Source organism: Pseudomonas sp., from assembly GCF_035512415.1.
Taxonomy (GTDB): domain Bacteria; phylum Pseudomonadota; class Gammaproteobacteria; order Pseudomonadales; family Pseudomonadaceae; genus Aquipseudomonas.
On record NZ_DATKDZ010000005.1, the window covers coordinates 352019 to 367212 of the forward strand.

At 64.2% G+C, this 15194-nt stretch carries 17 protein-coding genes; 10 read left to right on the top strand and 7 right to left on the bottom strand.

From position 1 onward, the window contains the following. Window positions 1–25: 25 nt before the first annotated feature. A complete protein-coding gene (locus VMP31_RS02925; protein ID WP_325503877.1) occupies window positions 26–772 on the bottom strand; it encodes a LytTR family DNA-binding domain-containing protein in 747 nt (248 codons plus the stop codon). Continuing rightward, window positions 769–1845, bottom strand: a complete 1077-nt coding sequence (locus VMP31_RS02930) for a sensor histidine kinase (protein WP_325503879.1) — start codon at window positions 1843–1845, stop codon at window positions 769–771. The genes VMP31_RS02925 and VMP31_RS02930 overlap by 4 nt, the downstream gene beginning before the upstream one ends. 380 nt (window positions 1846–2225) lie before the next feature. Here VMP31_RS02930 and argH point away from each other — a divergent pair, with 380 nt between their 5' ends. The 6 genes from argH (at window position 2226) to VMP31_RS02960 (ending at window position 8848) form a co-directional block, all read left to right on the top strand. Continuing rightward, window positions 2226–3620, top strand: a complete 1395-nt coding sequence (gene argH, locus VMP31_RS02935) for an argininosuccinate lyase (protein ID WP_325503881.1) — start codon at window positions 2226–2228, stop codon at window positions 3618–3620. Between the two features lie 64 nt (window positions 3621–3684). Further along, window positions 3685–4509 carry a transporter substrate-binding domain-containing protein gene (locus VMP31_RS02940; protein ID WP_325503883.1) on the top strand — a complete coding sequence of 275 codons (825 nt, stop codon included), beginning with the start codon at window positions 3685–3687 and terminating at the stop codon, window positions 4507–4509. After that, complete coding sequence (locus VMP31_RS02945) at window positions 4506–4790, top strand: hypothetical protein (protein ID WP_325503885.1); 285 nt, start codon at window positions 4506–4508, stop codon at window positions 4788–4790. The genes VMP31_RS02940 and VMP31_RS02945 overlap by 4 nt, the downstream gene beginning before the upstream one ends. 180 nt (window positions 4791–4970) lie before the next feature. Beyond that, complete coding sequence (locus VMP31_RS02950; RefSeq protein WP_325503887.1) at window positions 4971–5216, top strand: TIGR02647 family protein; 246 nt, start codon at window positions 4971–4973, stop codon at window positions 5214–5216. Window positions 5217–5325: 109 nt separating this feature from the next. Continuing rightward, on the top strand, window positions 5326–8184 hold the full coding sequence (locus VMP31_RS02955) for a class I adenylate cyclase (RefSeq protein ID WP_325503889.1): 2859 nt from the start codon (window positions 5326–5328) through the stop codon (window positions 8182–8184). 25 nt (window positions 8185–8209) lie between these two features. Continuing rightward, the gene (locus VMP31_RS02960) at window positions 8210–8848 is read left to right on the top strand and encodes a glycine-rich domain-containing protein (protein ID WP_414705424.1); all 639 of its coding nucleotides are present in this window, start codon (window positions 8210–8212) and stop codon (window positions 8846–8848) included. Between the two features lie 73 nt (window positions 8849–8921). Here the strand turns inward: VMP31_RS02960 and VMP31_RS02965 are convergent, their stop codons facing one another. The 5 genes from VMP31_RS02965 to VMP31_RS02985 form a co-directional block, all read right to left on the bottom strand. Next, a complete protein-coding gene (locus VMP31_RS02965; protein WP_325503893.1) occupies window positions 8922–9722 on the bottom strand; it encodes a lipase family protein in 801 nt (266 codons plus the stop codon). A 78-nt stretch (window positions 9723–9800) separates the two neighbouring features. Continuing rightward, window positions 9801–10208 carry a nucleoside diphosphate kinase regulator gene (rnk, locus tag VMP31_RS02970; protein WP_325503895.1) on the bottom strand — a complete coding sequence of 136 codons (408 nt, stop codon included), beginning with the start codon at window positions 10206–10208 and terminating at the stop codon, window positions 9801–9803. Between the two features lie 173 nt (window positions 10209–10381). Next, the gene (locus VMP31_RS02975; RefSeq protein WP_325503897.1) at window positions 10382–10594 is read right to left on the bottom strand and encodes a DUF1289 domain-containing protein; all 213 of its coding nucleotides are present in this window, start codon (window positions 10592–10594) and stop codon (window positions 10382–10384) included. Continuing rightward, the gene (gene cyaY, locus VMP31_RS02980; RefSeq protein ID WP_325503899.1) at window positions 10575–10907 is read right to left on the bottom strand and encodes an iron donor protein CyaY; all 333 of its coding nucleotides are present in this window, start codon (window positions 10905–10907) and stop codon (window positions 10575–10577) included. Before cyaY ends, VMP31_RS02975 begins: the two co-directional genes overlap by 20 nt. 173 nt (window positions 10908–11080) lie before the next feature. Further along, window positions 11081–12118, bottom strand: a complete 1038-nt coding sequence (locus VMP31_RS02985) for an AraC family transcriptional regulator (RefSeq protein ID WP_325503900.1) — start codon at window positions 12116–12118, stop codon at window positions 11081–11083. Between the two features lie 147 nt (window positions 12119–12265). On the opposite strand from VMP31_RS02985, the gene lptM reads away from it, so the two are divergent. Genes lptM through VMP31_RS03005 form a run of 4 tightly spaced genes read left to right on the top strand, consistent with a single transcriptional unit; the run spans window position 12266 to window position 15188 of the window. Further along, window positions 12266–12391: an LPS translocon maturation chaperone LptM gene (gene lptM / locus VMP31_RS02990; RefSeq protein WP_325503902.1), complete on the top strand. Its 126-nt coding sequence runs from the start codon at window positions 12266–12268 to the stop codon at window positions 12389–12391. Window positions 12392–12401: 10 nt separating this feature from the next. Continuing rightward, window positions 12402–13655 (top strand): diaminopimelate decarboxylase, encoded by a 1254-nt coding sequence (gene lysA, locus VMP31_RS02995; protein WP_325503904.1) that lies wholly within the window; start codon window positions 12402–12404, stop codon window positions 13653–13655. Between the two features lie 10 nt (window positions 13656–13665). Beyond that, entirely contained in the window at window positions 13666–14496 is an 831-nt protein-coding gene (dapF, locus tag VMP31_RS03000; RefSeq protein ID WP_325503906.1) for a diaminopimelate epimerase, read from the top strand. Next, window positions 14493–15188, top strand: a complete 696-nt coding sequence (locus VMP31_RS03005; RefSeq protein WP_325503908.1) for a DUF484 family protein — start codon at window positions 14493–14495, stop codon at window positions 15186–15188. Before dapF ends, VMP31_RS03005 begins: the two co-directional genes overlap by 4 nt. Window positions 15189–15194: the final 6 nt, after the last annotated feature.

Sequence of the window (15194 nt, forward strand, 5' to 3'; positions counted from 1 at the left end):
AGTCATCCGGGTTGCCCGTTCAGCCTCAGAGGTGATGCATCAACTTGCGCACCCCGGCCACATGCCGGCGGCTGACGATCAACGCCTCCTCACCCATCCCCTTGAGGTACAGCTGGAAGTGGCCCAGGGGCGTGCGTTGCAGACGTTCGATGCGCTCGCGGGAGACCAGGGCGTTGCGGTGGATGCGCACGAAGCGATCACCGAATTCGTCTTCCAGGGCTTTCAGCGGTTCATCCAGCAGCACTTCGCCGCCAGCGTGGCGCAGAGTCACGTACTTGTGATCAGCGATAAAGTAGATCACCTGATCCAGGGGAATCAGCTCGATACCCTTGCGGGTGCGCGCACTGATATGACTGCGTGGCCCACCGCCGCTCTCGCCGGCGGGCCGGGTCAGGGCTGCCAGTTGTACTCGATTGGGGCGCTCGGCTTTCTTCAGCGCTTCGCTGAGGCTTTCCGCGCGCACCGGTTTGACCAGATAGCCCACCGCACTGACCCTGAACGCCTCCAGGGCAAATTCGTCATGGGCGGTACAGAAGATCACCGCCGGTGGCGCTTCGCGTTCGCAGAGCTTGGCGGCAACCTGCAGGCCATCCAGGCCCGGCATACGGATATCGAGCAGCACCACATCGGGCTTCAGGCTATCAATCAGGCTCAGCGCTTCTTCGCCGTTGCTTGCCGCGGGTTCAAGCACACGGTAGCCCTCGAGTTCGCCCACCATTCGGCTCAGGCGCTCGCGGGCCAGGGGTTCGTCATCGACAATCAGGACATTCATAATGCACTGGCTTCCTGCATGGGTCTCGCACAAGGATAGCGTAGACAAGTGAAGTGGCGGCCGTCACGGCGCTCTACGCTGAGACTGGCCCGCGGCCCGAAAAGTGCCACCAGCCGCGCATCAATATTATTCAGCGCCTGCTGAGTCCCTCGCGAAACCTGCGGCGCAACCGGTTGATCGTAGGGGTTGCTCACGCACAGCTGGAAGATGCCCTCGTGATAGCTCGCTTCAACGCGCACCAAACCACCCTCGATGCGCGGCTGTATGCCGTAGATCAGGGCGTTCTCCAGCAAGGGCTGCAAGGTCAGCTGTGGAATGGGTAAATCCTCCGGTACGTCGACTATCTCCCACTGCAACTGTAGCCGTTCGCCAAGCCGATAGCGCTCGATCGACAAATATCGCTGCGCCAACTCCAGCTCCTCGCACCAGGGCACCAGACTGCCGGGCTTGGCCAGGCTGGCGCGGAACAGGTCGGACAGGTCCAGCACCGCCTGCTCGGCCTTGTGCGGATCGATCACCACCAGGCTGGCGATACTGTTCAGGCTGTTGAACAGAAAGTGCGGACGGATGCGCGCCTGCAACGACTCGATGCGCGCACGCAGCTCGGCCTGCTCCTGCCGGCGCCATTGGCTTTGCAGATAAAAATAGCGTAGCAGCAACGCCGACATGATCAGGCTGATCAGGGCGTGGCGCAGGTACAGATTGACCTCGCCGGTGCGCGGCAACGGCCCGCCCAGCTGGTAGTACTCGGCCACCGCGGTACAGATCAGGGTCAGGCCAACCACTATGGCGCAACACAGCACCCCGGCCACGGCCACGCGCATGCGCGCCATCAATGGCCGCAACCGGCACAGCAGGGCCGCCGAGAGCAGCACGTTCCATTGCACGAACAGCGAAGTCAGGGCCAGGCGCACCCAGTCGAAGCCGGGCAGCATGGGTTCCGAGAGCACCAGCACCAGCACCAGCAGCTCGGCCAGCAGAACCATGCTCAACAGCGCATCGGGCTGGCATAGCTCGGGCACGAAGAAGTCATCAAGGGGTGTGGCGACGGGAGTGGATATTGTTGTTTTCATCGGCGCAGTTTCCGCGTAGCCCAGCCCAGCGGCAAGATAGACAGCCCCAGCCGGGCAAAATAAAGCGCCGGGATGCGCCGCGGCCGCTCAAACTGTGACGCAGGCAACAGAGCCCGGCAGCAGACCGCGCCGATAAAGCCGCGCGGCGACTTTGCCCGTGAACGTGGAAGTCGCGCAGCGACGCACTCCTTTTGTCCTTCGCCCCAGGGGAGAAGGTGGCGCGCAGCGCCGGATGAGGGAGGTGGGCAGGCCACGGCGGCTTTCATATTCGGGATGCCTCTCGTGGCATGCTCGCTAGCCCTGTTATTATCCGCACAATTTTCCGCCTTGCTGGCTGCAAGCCAGCCAGCGCGCTTTAGCGCACCAGCCGAGTGAAGCCCATGAGCACTGAAAAAACCAATCAATCCTGGGGCGGCCGCTTCAGCGAACCCGTCGATGCCTTTGTTGCGCGCTTTACCGCCTCGGTCGAATTCGACAAGCGCCTGTATCGCCACGACATCATGGGCTCCATCGCCCACGCCACCATGTTGGCCAAGGTCGGCGTGCTGAGCGACGCCGAGCGCGACACCATCATCGAGGGTCTGACGCAGATCCAGGGCGAGATCGAGGCCGGCCAGTTCGACTGGCGCGTCGATCTGGAAGACGTGCATATGAACATCGAAGCGCGCCTGACCGACCGCATCGGCGTCACCGGCAAGAAGCTGCACACCGGCCGTTCGCGCAACGACCAGGTGGCCACCGATATCCGTCTGTGGCTGCGCGACGAGATCGACCTGATCCTCGCTGAAATCACCCGCCTGCAGCAGGGCCTGCTGGAGCAGGCCGAGCGTGAAGCCGAGAGCATCATGCCCGGCTTTACCCACCTGCAAACCGCGCAACCGGTGACCTTCGGCCACCACCTGCTGGCCTGGTTCGAAATGCTCAGCCGCGATTACGAGCGCCTGGTCGACTGCCGCAAGCGCACCAACCGCATGCCGCTGGGCTCGGCGGCGCTGGCCGGCACCACCTACCCGATTCAGCGCGAAGTTACCGCACAGCTGCTGGGTTTCGACGCCGTCGGCGGCAACTCGCTGGATGGCGTGTCGGATCGCGACTTCGCCATCGAATTCTGCGCTGCTGCCTCGATTGCCATGATGCACCTGTCGCGCTTCTCCGAAGAGCTGGTGCTGTGGACCTCGGCGCAGTTCCAATTTATCGACCTGCCGGATCGCTTCTGCACCGGCAGCTCGATCATGCCGCAAAAGAAAAACCCCGACGTACCCGAGCTGGTGCGCGGCAAGACCGGCCGTGTATTCGGCGCGCTGATGGGCCTGCTGACCCTGATGAAGGGCCAGCCGCTGGCTTACAACAAGGACAACCAGGAAGACAAAGAACCGCTGTTCGACGCCGCCGATACCCTGCGCGACTCGCTGCGCGCCTTCGCCGACATGATCCCGGCAATCAAGCCCAAGCACGCGATCATGCGTGAAGCGGCGCTGCGCGGCTTCTCCACCGCCACCGATCTGGCCGACTACCTGGTGCGCAAGGGCCTGCCGTTCCGCGACTGCCACGAGATCGTCGGCCATGCAGTGAAGTACGGCGTCGACTCCGGCAAGGACCTGGCCGAGATGAGCCTGGACGAGCTGCGCCAGTTCAGCGACCAGATCGATGCGGACGTGTTCGCCGTGCTGACCCTGGAAGGCTCGGTCAATGCCCGCAACCATATCGGCGGTACCGCGCCAAACCAGGTACGCGCCGCGGTACAGCGCGGCCGCGAGCTGCTGACCAGCCGCTAGACTAAGGCAAGACAGGGCCGGTTTATGCAACCGGCCCATTCCCTGCACTCAACCAAGAGTTGCCATGCCTGCCATTGTGCTTCTGCTCTGCCTGCTGTTGCTCAGCGGCGCGGCCCAGGCCGCCAGCAACTGCTCCCATGCCTATCGCGTGGGCATTTCGCAAATCGGCTACAGCTATTACCTGCTAGAGGATGGCACCCCCGCGGGTTCGGCCTTCGACTTCTACACCGAGCTGGGCCGGCGCAGCGGCTGCACGTTCCAACTCTGGCCGCTGCCGCGCATGCGCGCCTGGCACGAAGCCGGCCTGCAGCATCTGGACATCATCTCGCCGACTATCCGCACCGCCCAACGCGACCAGCAGGGCGTGTTCGTCGAATACTTCAAGAACCGCAACGATATCCTTATCGACCGCAGGCACGGCGCGGGAATCGACTCGCTGGCCCAGTTGCTGGCCGACCCGAGCATCAACATCGGCCTGATCCGCGGCCACTCCAACGGCCCCTACTTCGACTGGCAGCTGCTGCCGCTTATTGACCAGCAGCGCATCCAACTGTCCACCACCCCGCGCAACCTGTTTCACAAACTCAAGGCCGGGCGCATCCAGGCCACGGTGATGACCGCCGGGATCTACCAGAAGGAAGTCGACGATCTGGCCCTGCACGAACAACTGCGGATTATCCAGGTGCCGGAGTCGGATGCCTTCAGCGTCGGCCTGTACCTCTCGCGCCTGACCCTGGACCAGCCCAGCATCGACTGGCTGCGCCTGCATATACAGGCCATGATTGCCGACGGCACGCTGCGCAAGCTGCTGAGCAAACGCCATGGCCAGGCCCTGACCGAAGGTTACTACCAACATCCCACCCCCGACCCGCAGCAGGAGCGACCATGAACGAAGACGACGACAGCGAAGAGCGCTTTGCCGAAGCAACCTTGATCCAGGCCGTGGAAAACCAGCTGGAAGCCGGCGAGCCGGCCTTTGTCCAGGCGGTGCTGAACAAGCTGCTGCTGGTGGGCTATGAGCGCGAGGAAATTCTCCAGCTGATGGCCCTGGTGCTGGCCGATGAAATCGACGCCATGCTGCGCGACGACCGCCCCTTCGACGCCGCCCGCTATGAGCAGGGTCTGCGCGCCCTGCCGGAACTGCCGCAGGATCCGTCCGATCTTTCTTGATTACGTCGCAAATTTTTAACCCGCAGCCGCGCGACTTCTGGCAGCATCGAGTGGCGGCAGATTAGGCCGGGCTTCACTACACTGCCTGGACTGGGTGCTGCAGCTTCCTCGAATGCCGCATACCGCTTCCGCTGTCGGCCACTGGGCCACGGCTCCCCAAAACAAGAAGCAGGAGTATTTATGGCCTTTACCCCCGAGTTGCTTGCCGAACTGGAAATTCTCGCGCTGTTCAATCTGGGCAACACCCAGGAGGGCATCAAGGTTCACCACACTGCCGCCCCGACTGCCATCGCCGCCGCCAAACGTCTGCACGACAAAGGCCTGATCAGCCAGGCCGACGGCGGTTACCTGACCAGCCTGGGCCTGGATGCCGCCGAGCACACCCAGGTTCTACTGACCATCCTCAACGTACCGGAAGTGGTCTGACCCACCACCGCCTGCGTCGCCCCGCAACGCCTGGAGCGGGTATCGACGCAGGCCGCCACACCGACCAGCGGCCTCATCCCCTTGGCCTACCGTCCCGCAGAGCCCGAGCATGAGTCGCACCCAGGAAATTCGCCCGGATATTGACGAAGGTATCGACCGCAAGGTCCTTAGCCTGCTGCGCGCGCGTTTCCTCAAACTCAACCAGGGCCGTCTACAGCGCGCCATGCAGGCCCTGTCGACACGCCAGCAGCTGGTACTCAAGCTGCTGCCGCTGCTGTTTCACGTCAACCACCCACTGCTCCCCGGCTATGTCTCGGGGCTGACCCCGGCCGGCCTCAGCGGTTTCGAGCCGTCCGACGAGCTGCTCGGCGAGGTCCAGCGCCTGACCCGCTCCTTCGCCTACAAGCCTTACCGCGGCAAACAGGCGCTGCCGATTCACGGCCTGTTTCTGATGGGCAGCCTGGGCACTGTGGCCCAAGCCGAGAACAGCGACATGGACTTGTGGCTGTGCCATGCCAACGATCTCAGCGCCCTGCAGCTCGACGAGTTGCACAAGAAGTGCGCCCTGCTCGAAGCCTGGGCCGCAACCCAGGGAGCCGAAGCGCATTTCTTTCTGATCGACCCGGTGCGTTTCACCCTGGGCGACCGCGCCGCCCAGCTGACCTCGGACGACTGCGGCACCACCCAGCACTACCTGCTTCTCGACGAGTTCTACCGCACCGCCATCTGGCTCGGCGGGCGCACGCCGCTGTGGTGGCTGGTACCGGTCTACGAAGAACAACGCTACCAGCACTACATCGACACCCTGCTCTCGAAGCGCTTTATTCGCGCCGAAGAGGTGCTCGATCTCGGTCACCTGGCGCGCATCCCCCCCGATGAATTTATCGGGGCCGGCATGTGGCAGCTGTTCAAGGGCATCGAGTCGCCCTACAAGTCGGTACTCAAGCTGCTGCTCACCGAGGTCTATGCCAGCGAACACCCGAAAGTCCAGTGCCTGTCGCTGCGCTTCAAACAGGCGGTGTTCGCCAACCAGCTGGACCTCGACGAACTCGACCCCTATATCGTGGTGTACCGGCGGCTGGAGGAGTACCTCAAGGCCCGCGGTGAGCATGAGCGCCTGGAGCTGATCCGCCGCTGCCTGTACCTGAAAGTGGACAAGAAACTCAGCCGTCCGCCGCGCAACCCGCACAAGAGTTGGCAGCGCCAGCTGCTCGAACGCCTGACCCACGACTGGAACTGGGACGCCCGCCAGCTGGCCCTGCTCGACAGCCGCAGCCAGTGGAAGGTGCGCCAGGTCGGGGCCGAGCGGCGCATGCTGGTCAACGAGCTGACTTATAGCTATCGCTTTCTCTCCGCCTTTGCCCGCAGCGAACATGCCGGCAGCTCCCTCAACAGCCGCGACCTCGGGGTACTCGGCCGCCGCCTGTATGCGGCCTTCGAACGCAAGGCCGGCAAGGTCGAATTTATCAACCCAGGGATCGCCCCGGACCTTGCCGAAGACACCCTGACCCTGTCCCAGAGCCCCAGCCCGGATGCACCCAACGAAAGCCAGTGGGCCCTCTATAGCGGCAGCATCAACGCCCAGGAGCTGGAAAACTTCTCGCCGCTCAAGCGCACTCGCGAGCTGATCGAGCTGCTCGCCTGGTGTCAGCGCAACGGCGTGATCGACAGCAGCACGCGGCTGTCACTACACCCAGGCAGCAGCGACCTGAACGAGTACGAGCTGACCAATCTGCTGGCCAGCCTGCAGCAGGTGGTGCCCCTGCCGCTGCCGGCGGTCGATGAAACCGCCCTGCTCAGCGCCAGCGTCCCCAGCGAAGTGCTGCTCTTGGTGAACGTCGGCATTGATCCGCTCAAGCACTTCAGCCAGCTGAATGTGCATATGACCAGCGAGCGTACCGATGCCCTGGGCTATTCCGGGGTGCGCGAGAACCTGATTCTGACCATCGACCAGGTCAGCCTGAACAGCTGGAACGAGCTGCTGGTCAGCCGTTACGACGGCCCCCACGCGCTGCTCGACTGCCTGCGCGACTTTCTCAACAGCCTGCCGTCAACATCGAAAAAACCCAATTTGCGGGTGCGCTGCTTCTGTCGCAATCGCGCTACGGCGATCGCCGAACGGGTCGAAGAGCTGTTCCGCGACACCCTCGACAACTTCGGCAGCAAGGCGCACAACCGCTACCTGCTGCAGATCAAGCATCAATTCCATTTGCTCGACCTGATCCCCGGCCAAGTCAGCCACAAGGCCCTCGCCGATTTGCCGGCCCTGCTCGAACACCTGGGCAAGGAGCAGCCGGTCTACAGCGCCCTGCATCTGGATCGCAACGCCCTGGAAGGCGACGATCTGGCGCTGATCCTGCCGCACGGCCGACCTGCCTGCATCCAGGTGTTCTATCGCCTCAACGAGGCCGCGGGGCAGGCCGAACTGACCGTGCTCGACGAGCACAACGCGCTGTGGCGCCAGCATCTGCCGTTTCACGATCAACACAGCCTGCTGACCCCACTGCAACGCTTTCTGCAATCCTTGCTGTACCGGCGCAACGCCTCGTTGCCGCTCGATGGCCAACACCCCCTGGAGATGATGCTGCAAGTGCTTTATTACGAAGTGCTGCCGCAGCTACCAGGGCGGGCGCAACGGCTGGAGTCGCGGACACCGCCGCGCTCGCCGGTGAGCCATCCCTTCTATGACGTGCAGGCAATCGTCGAGCCGGCCGGCGGCAAGAACGCGCACGTCACCCTGTACTGCAACCACCGCGAGTTTTCCGAACTGGAGTTCGGGGGCGATCTGTTCGCTGCAGTGGCGCGGCACATCCTCGCCCAGCGCCGCGACGGCGAACGCTACCCCTGCTATATCACCGACCTCGACCTCTCGGCGGTACTCGGCGAGGGCCATGCGCAGACCGTGCACTACCTGCGCTACAAAGCCCGCCTCGAGGAAGCCCTGAATACCGCCCTGCAAAAAGCCTGAGCGCAGAAAATCGCCTATGAGCCTGTTGTTGTTTCTCGGCCTTACCCTGATCCCCGCTGGTTTGCTGCTACGCCACAGTCGCGTGCGCGCCCGCGAACGCTTTATCGAAAGCTACGCCTTTCCCCAACGCTTGCGGCGCAAGCTGGCCGAGCGCTACCCGCACCTTAGCGAACAGCAAACTGCCCATGCCCTGCGCGGCTTGCGCCAATATTTTCAACTCTGCCGCCAGGCCAAACGGCGCATGGTCGCCATGCCGTCCCAGGCGGTCGATGTGCTCTGGCACGAATTCATCCTGCATACCCGCCAGTACCAGCAGTTCTGCAACCAGGGCATCGGACGCTTCCTCCACCATGTACCGAGCGAAGCCATGCAAAGCCCGACGCTGGCGCAGCAGGGCATCCGCCGCGCCTGGCGCCTGGCATGTGTCGCCGAGGGCATAGCACCGAAGGCTCCGCAGCGCTTGCCGCTGCTGTTCGCCCTGGATGCCGAACTGGCCATCGCCGACGGCTTCCACTACAGCCTCAACTGCCGCGGCGGAAAAAACAGGCAAGGCGACACCTACTGCGCCGGGCATATCGGCTGCAGTTCGGGGTGCGCTGGCGGCTGTGGCGGGAGCAGTGATGGTGGCGGGGACAGCGGCGGCTGTGGTGGCGGCGGCGACTAAAAGACTGCCCGCGGGTGAAGTTTTCTCGACTGGACCGGGCCGCGCAGGCTGGGCCTGCGCGGCCTGATCGAAATCAGCCGCGCATCGGTGCCTGCGGGTTTTGCAGCGCGTACAGGTAGCAGTCCGCCAGACTGTGATTGGCCGCTACATCGGCATAGCTGGCGGTGAAGGTCACGGCCTGCCCCAGGTGCTGATAGCGCAAGCCATCCACCGCGCCGGGCGGTACCTGCGGCACCAGATCGCTGTCGTTGACCACGCGGAAGGTCGGCACGCCCAGGCCGTTGTAATAGGCGGCGAAATCCGCCGCGGCCAAACGCGGGCTGGCGAAGTTGTAATGCTCCAGCGGCAGATCGGGCCAGCGCTCGCGCAGATCCAGCACCGCCAGGCTCGACAACGTACAGCCCAGGCTGTGGCCACAGACCCAGAGCCGCTCATTGGGCTGCAGGGCATCCACCTCGTGCAGAGCCAGGTCGCGCAACGAGGTATAGAGTTTCAGGAAGCCATGGTGTACCTGCCCCACCCCGGATTGCCAGGGGTAGTCGCGTTGATCGGCGTCCAGGTCGTCCAACCAGTCCTGCACCGTGTCGGTGCCGCGAAATACCAGGTACAGCTCCCCCTCGGGATCGCGCGCGGCAAAGCCGAAGGGTTCGGATTCGTTGAGAAAGTGCAGCTCGCTGAGCACGCTCCAGATCGGCGCGGAAAAGCGCCAGCCGGGCAGCGCCGGCGGTTGCCAGGCAAACTCCTGAGGCCGTCGCGGCCGGTCCTGGGCTTGCCATTGAGCGTACTGTGCATAGGCCGCAGCAATCAGTTGGGCGCATTGCAGCGCCCGGGTCAGGGCAAAGCCCTGGGGGAAATACAGGGGCAGACTGGACATGAGTGGCCTCCTTGCCGAATGGGATACATCACCAGGATGCAGCCTAGCCCAAACACTCCCGACTGCTAGCCAAACAGCTCAGCGGTTGTATTCGCCCGCAGCCTCGGGCTGATATTCAACCGCCAGCAGGGTCAGTTGGAGCACCTTGCCGGTGGGGGAAGTCCAGTCGATATGCTGGCCCACGGACAAGCCCAGGAGGGCGCTGCCAACCGGCGCGAGGATCGATACCGTGCCTTCGCCGCCAGCGTCCTGGGGATATACCAGCTTCAGGTGATAGTCCTTGCCGCTGCTTTCTTCGCGGCAATGCACCTGCGAATTCATGGTCACCACCCCCGCCGGCACCTCGTCGTGGCCGACCACGTCAGCGCGGTCCAGCTCGGCCTGCAAGGCCACGGCACCGGGGCCGAAGTCGTCCAGGCTGTCGAGCAGATGCTCCAGACGCTGTAGGTCCAGACGGGTAATGGTGATCGAAGGTGCGCTGGTCATGGTGCGGGTAAATCTCCTTGGTCTAACCGGCGGAAACCACCGCACGAACACGGTGCTGCATTCCAGACGGCCTTTGCCGGTTGCGAAAAAAGCAAAACCCCATCACGGGGATGGGGTTTTGCAAGAGTGATCCCGACCGTATCACAGCCACTCAAATAAACAAGGCCGCCAGGTCAAGGGAAGCCGGGACGCTGCTGCAAGCGTGCCTCGGCAGCGGTGCAGATGGCGCGGCGACGCGGGGAGTCGGCCTGGCCCCACTCGAGAATCTCCGCCAGCGTGCGGCCGCAGCCCAGGCAGATATCCCGCTCGTCCAGGCAGCACTGCCGGCGGCAGGGCGAGTCGACCTGCGGGCCTGCGCCTGGGCTGTCAGAGCTCTTCGAACTCAAGGTCGGCACCGGATTGTTCCAGGGTGATGCGTACCAGCATCTCACCCAGCTGCTCGTCGCTGCTGTCGCAGATCCAGCGCTCGCTGGCCTGGTCATAGTCGAAATGAAAACCACCGGAGCGCGCCGCCAGCCACAGCTGGCGCAGCGGTTCCTGGCGGCTGAAGATCAGCTGGGTGCCGTTCTCGAAGCGCACGGTCAGCACGCCGGCAGAGTTTTCCAGATCCAGGTCCAGGTCGCTGTCATCGAAAATATCTTCCACCGCCTGCTGGGTGGCATCGACCAGATCGTGAAAGCGGGCTTCGGTCAAACTCATTGCGACTTACCTCAAAAAATCAGCGACTGCACAGAATAGGCGTTATCAACGCGCCAGCCGCCAGGGTCAGGCAGGGCCCGCATGGCAGGCGCAAGCGGCAAAGTGTACATGAGCATTGCCCCGATCAGGCCCCTGCGCAAGACGCTGCACGGCATCCGTCGGCGCAGTAGCTTTCATAATCCCAGGTGGCGGCGATACTCGCCGGGGCTCTGTCCGGTCCAGCGGCGAAAGGCTCGGGCCAGCGAACCCGGCTCGCTAAAGCCGACCAGAAAGGCGATTTCCGCCAGTTCCAGCGCCGGGTCGCGCAGGTAATGCAACACCAGTTGCTGACGCGTCTCGTCGACCAGCTGGTTGAAGGACAGACCCGCCTCGCGCAAGCGCCGCTGCAGGGTGCGCGGGCTAAGGGCCAGGCGCGCGGCGATCAGGCCCAGGTCGGCACCGGCCTCAGGCAACTGCCGCGCCAGCTCCAGCCGCGCGCGGTCGAGCACGCTATGGCCCTGCTGGATTTCGCCGAGCAGACGATCGGCGTAGGCATCGAGCATCAGGCGGACTTGAGCGTCGGCCTGGCCGAGCGGCGTGCTCAGCAAGCGCTTGGGAAAGACCAGGGCGTTATCGGCCTGCTCGAACAGCACCGGGCAACGGAAGATGCGCTGGTGTTCGCGGGTATCCGCCGGTGCTGCATGCTGGAAGCGCACTTCACTGGGCGGCACATCCAGGCCGCTGATCCAGTGGCCGAAGGTCACCCAGGCTGCCAGGGTTTCTTCGCTGAGCTGACGCTGCTGTTGCGCTAGCAAGGGCTGCCAGCTGTGCGCCACCTGGGGTTCGAGGCCTTCCCGGGGCGGCTCGTCGGCCAGGTCGACCCGGCCCAGGTTGCCCACCAGGGCGGCATAGCGGGCCTGACGATGGAGGGCGTCGGCCAGGGTCGCGCAGCTCATGATCAGGTAACCCAGCACGCCGTAATAACCGGGGCGCACCGCCTCGCCCAGGTGCAGGCCGAGACAGTCGTCGCCGCTCAGCTGCACGCCCAGGCCGAGCAGTTCCAGGTAGGCACTGGCAGCGATGCGCTGATCGCGCTGGGCGAGCAGCTGCGGGCTCAGTTGCGCCCGCTCAAGCAGAGCGGCGCTGGCCACGCCATGGCGCTCCAGGTAGTCGAGCAAACCCTGCAGATAGGCCACTGAAACAGAGCTAGCAAGCGCTACGGGATTGTCCATTCCGACTCCTGATCACTGGCCATGCGCCCAAAGATATCCGCCAAGATACAAGCAAAGCCCCGCCAGACGGGAATCCTGGCGCATAGGCAAGGGTCCGGGGGGTCGGTATACTCCTGCGCAATCATGCTTTATTACAAGGATTCCACCATGAAGCGGTTGTTTACTGCCCTTATTGCCTTGGTCGCCGTCACCACACTGCTCGCCGGTTGTGGTCAGAAAGGCCCGCTGTTCCTCCCGGAAGAAAGCCAGCCCGCCCCTGCGCAGACCGAATAAGGACAGCCCCATGAACGCCTTCAACTACCGCGACGGCGCGCTGTTCGCGGAAGGCGTGGCCTTGTCCGCCATCGCCCAACGCTTCGGTACGCCGACCTACGTCTACTCCCGTGCTCATATCGAGGCGCAATACCATGCCTATGCCGATGCCCTGGCCGGCATGCCCCATCTGGTGTGTTTTGCGGTCAAGGCCAACTCCAACCTCGGCGTGCTGAATGTGCTGACGCGTCTCGGTGCGGGCTTCGATATCGTCTCCCGCGGCGAGCTGGAGCGAGTGCTGGCTGCCGGTGGCGAGGCGAGCAAGATCGTCTTCTCCGGCGTCGGCAAGAGCCGCGACGATATGCGCCGCGCCCTGGAAGTGGGCGTGCACTGCTTTAACGTCGAGTCCACCGAAGAGCTGGAACGCCTGCAACTGGTTGCCGCCGAAATGGGCAAGACCGCGGCGATTTCCCTGCGGGTCAACCCGGACGTCGACGCCGGCACCCACCCCTATATTTCCACGGGGCTGAAAGAGAACAAGTTCGGCATCGATATCGAGCAGGCCGAAGCGGTCTACGCCCGCGCCGCCGAATTGGCGAATCTGCAGATCGTCGGCGTCGATTGCCATATCGGCTCGCAGCTGACCACCCTGCCGCCCTTCCTCGATGCCCTCGATCGCCTGTTGACGCTGATCGACCGCTTGGCCGCACGCGGCATCCAGATCAAGCACCTGGACCTGGGCGGCGGCCTCGGCGTGCAGTACCGCGACGAGCAGCCACCGCTGGCCGGCGACTATATCAAGGCGGTGCGTGAGCGCATTGCCGGCCGTGACCTGGCCCTGGTATTCGAGCCGGGCCGCTCCATCGTGGCCAACGCCGGCGTGCTGCTGACCCGGGTCGAGTACCTCAAGCACACCGAGCACAAGGACTTCGCCATCGTCGATGCGGCGATGAACGACCTGATCCGTCCGGCCCTGTACCAGGCCTGGATGGACGTGCAGGCAGTGCAGCCGCGCGACGGCAGCAGCCGCAACTACGACATCGTCGGGCCGATCTGCGAAACCGGCGACTTCCTCGCCAAGGACCGCGACCTGGTCCTGGCCGAAGGCGATTTGCTGGCCGTGCGTTCGGCCGGTGCCTATGGTTTTGTCATGAGTTCCAACTACAACACCCGCGGCCGCGCCGCCGAGGTGATGGTAGAGGGTGACCAGGCCTTCGAAGTGCGTCGCCGCGAGACGCTCAGCGAGCTGTTTGCCGGCGAAAGCTGCCTGCCGCCCGCCCGCTAAGGACAAGCTCATGTTATTGCGCTTTACCAAGATGCACGGCCTCGGCAACGACTTTATGGTCCTCGACCTGGTCAGCCAGCACGCGCATATCCAGCCGAAGAACGCCAAGCAGTGGGGCGACCGCCACACCGGCGTGGGCTTCGATCAACTGCTGATCGTCGAGCCGCCGAGCAACCCGGACGTCGACTTCCGCTACCGCATCTTCAATGCCGACGGCTCGGAAGTGGAGCAGTGCGGCAACGGTGCGCGCTGCTTCGCCCGCTTCGTGCTGGACAAGCGCCTGACGGTAAAGCGGCAGATGCGCGTGGAAACCAAGGGCGGCATCATCGAGCTGGACGTGCGCAGCGACGGCCAGATCGGCGTCAATATGGGCCCGCCGCGCCTGGTGCCGGCCGATATTCCGTTCCAGGCCGAGCAGCAGGCACTGAGCTATGTGGTCGAGGTCGACGGGGTGAATGTCGAGCTGGCCGCCGTGTCCATGGGCAACCCCCATGCGGTGCTGCGCGTCGATAACCTCGACAGCGCGCCGGTGCACAGCCTGGGCGCGAAACTCGAACACCACCCGCGCTTTCCGCAGCGGGTCAATGTCGGTTTCCTCCAGGTTCTCGACCGTCAACGCGCCAAGCTGCGCGTCTGGGAACGCGGTGCCGGGGAAACCCAGGCCTGCGGCACCGGTGCCTGCGCCGCGGCCGTGGCGGCCATCAGCCAGGGCTGGATGGACTCGCCGGTGCAGATCGAACTGCCGGGCGGCAAGCTGTCCATCGAGTGGGCAGGCCCAGGTCAGCCCGTTATGATGACCGGACCCGCGGTACGCGTGTACGAAGGACAGGTGCGCCTATGACCGACAAGCAGAATTCGCCCAAACCACTGGATTCGGAAACAGTCGCCGCCTACCTGCGCCTGCATCCGGAATTTTTTATCGACCACGACGAGTTGATCCCCGAGCTGCGCATTCCGCACCAGCGCGGCGACACCGTGTCGCTGGTCGAGCGCCAGGTCAAACTGCTGCGCGAGCGCAATATCGAAATGCGCCATCGCCTCTCGCAACTGATGGACGTGGCCCGCGACAACGACCGCCTGTTCGACAAGACCCGCCGCCTGGTGCTCGACCTGCTCGACGCCAGCAGCCTGGAAGAAGTCGTCAGCTGCGTCGAAGACAGCCTGCGCAGCGAGTTCCAGGTGCCCTTCGTCAGCCTTATCCTGTTTAGCGACGCCGCCCTGCCGGTCGGCCGCTCGGTCAGCAGCGCCGAAGCGCACCAGGCCATTGGCGGCCTGCTGGCCGGCGGCAAGACCATCTGCGGCGTGCTGCGCGAACACGAACTGAGCTTCCTGTTCGGCGCGGAAGGTGCCCAGGTCGGCTCCGCCGCGGTGGTGGCGCTGTCCTTTCAGGGCCTGCACGGCGTACTGGCGATCGGCAGCAGCGACCCGCAGCACTACAAGAGCTCCCTGGGCACCCTGTTCCTCGGCTATATCGCCGAAGTCCTGGCCCGCGTCGTACCGGGCTTCGCCACGCCGCTGCGTTCGGTGAGATAACAGCAG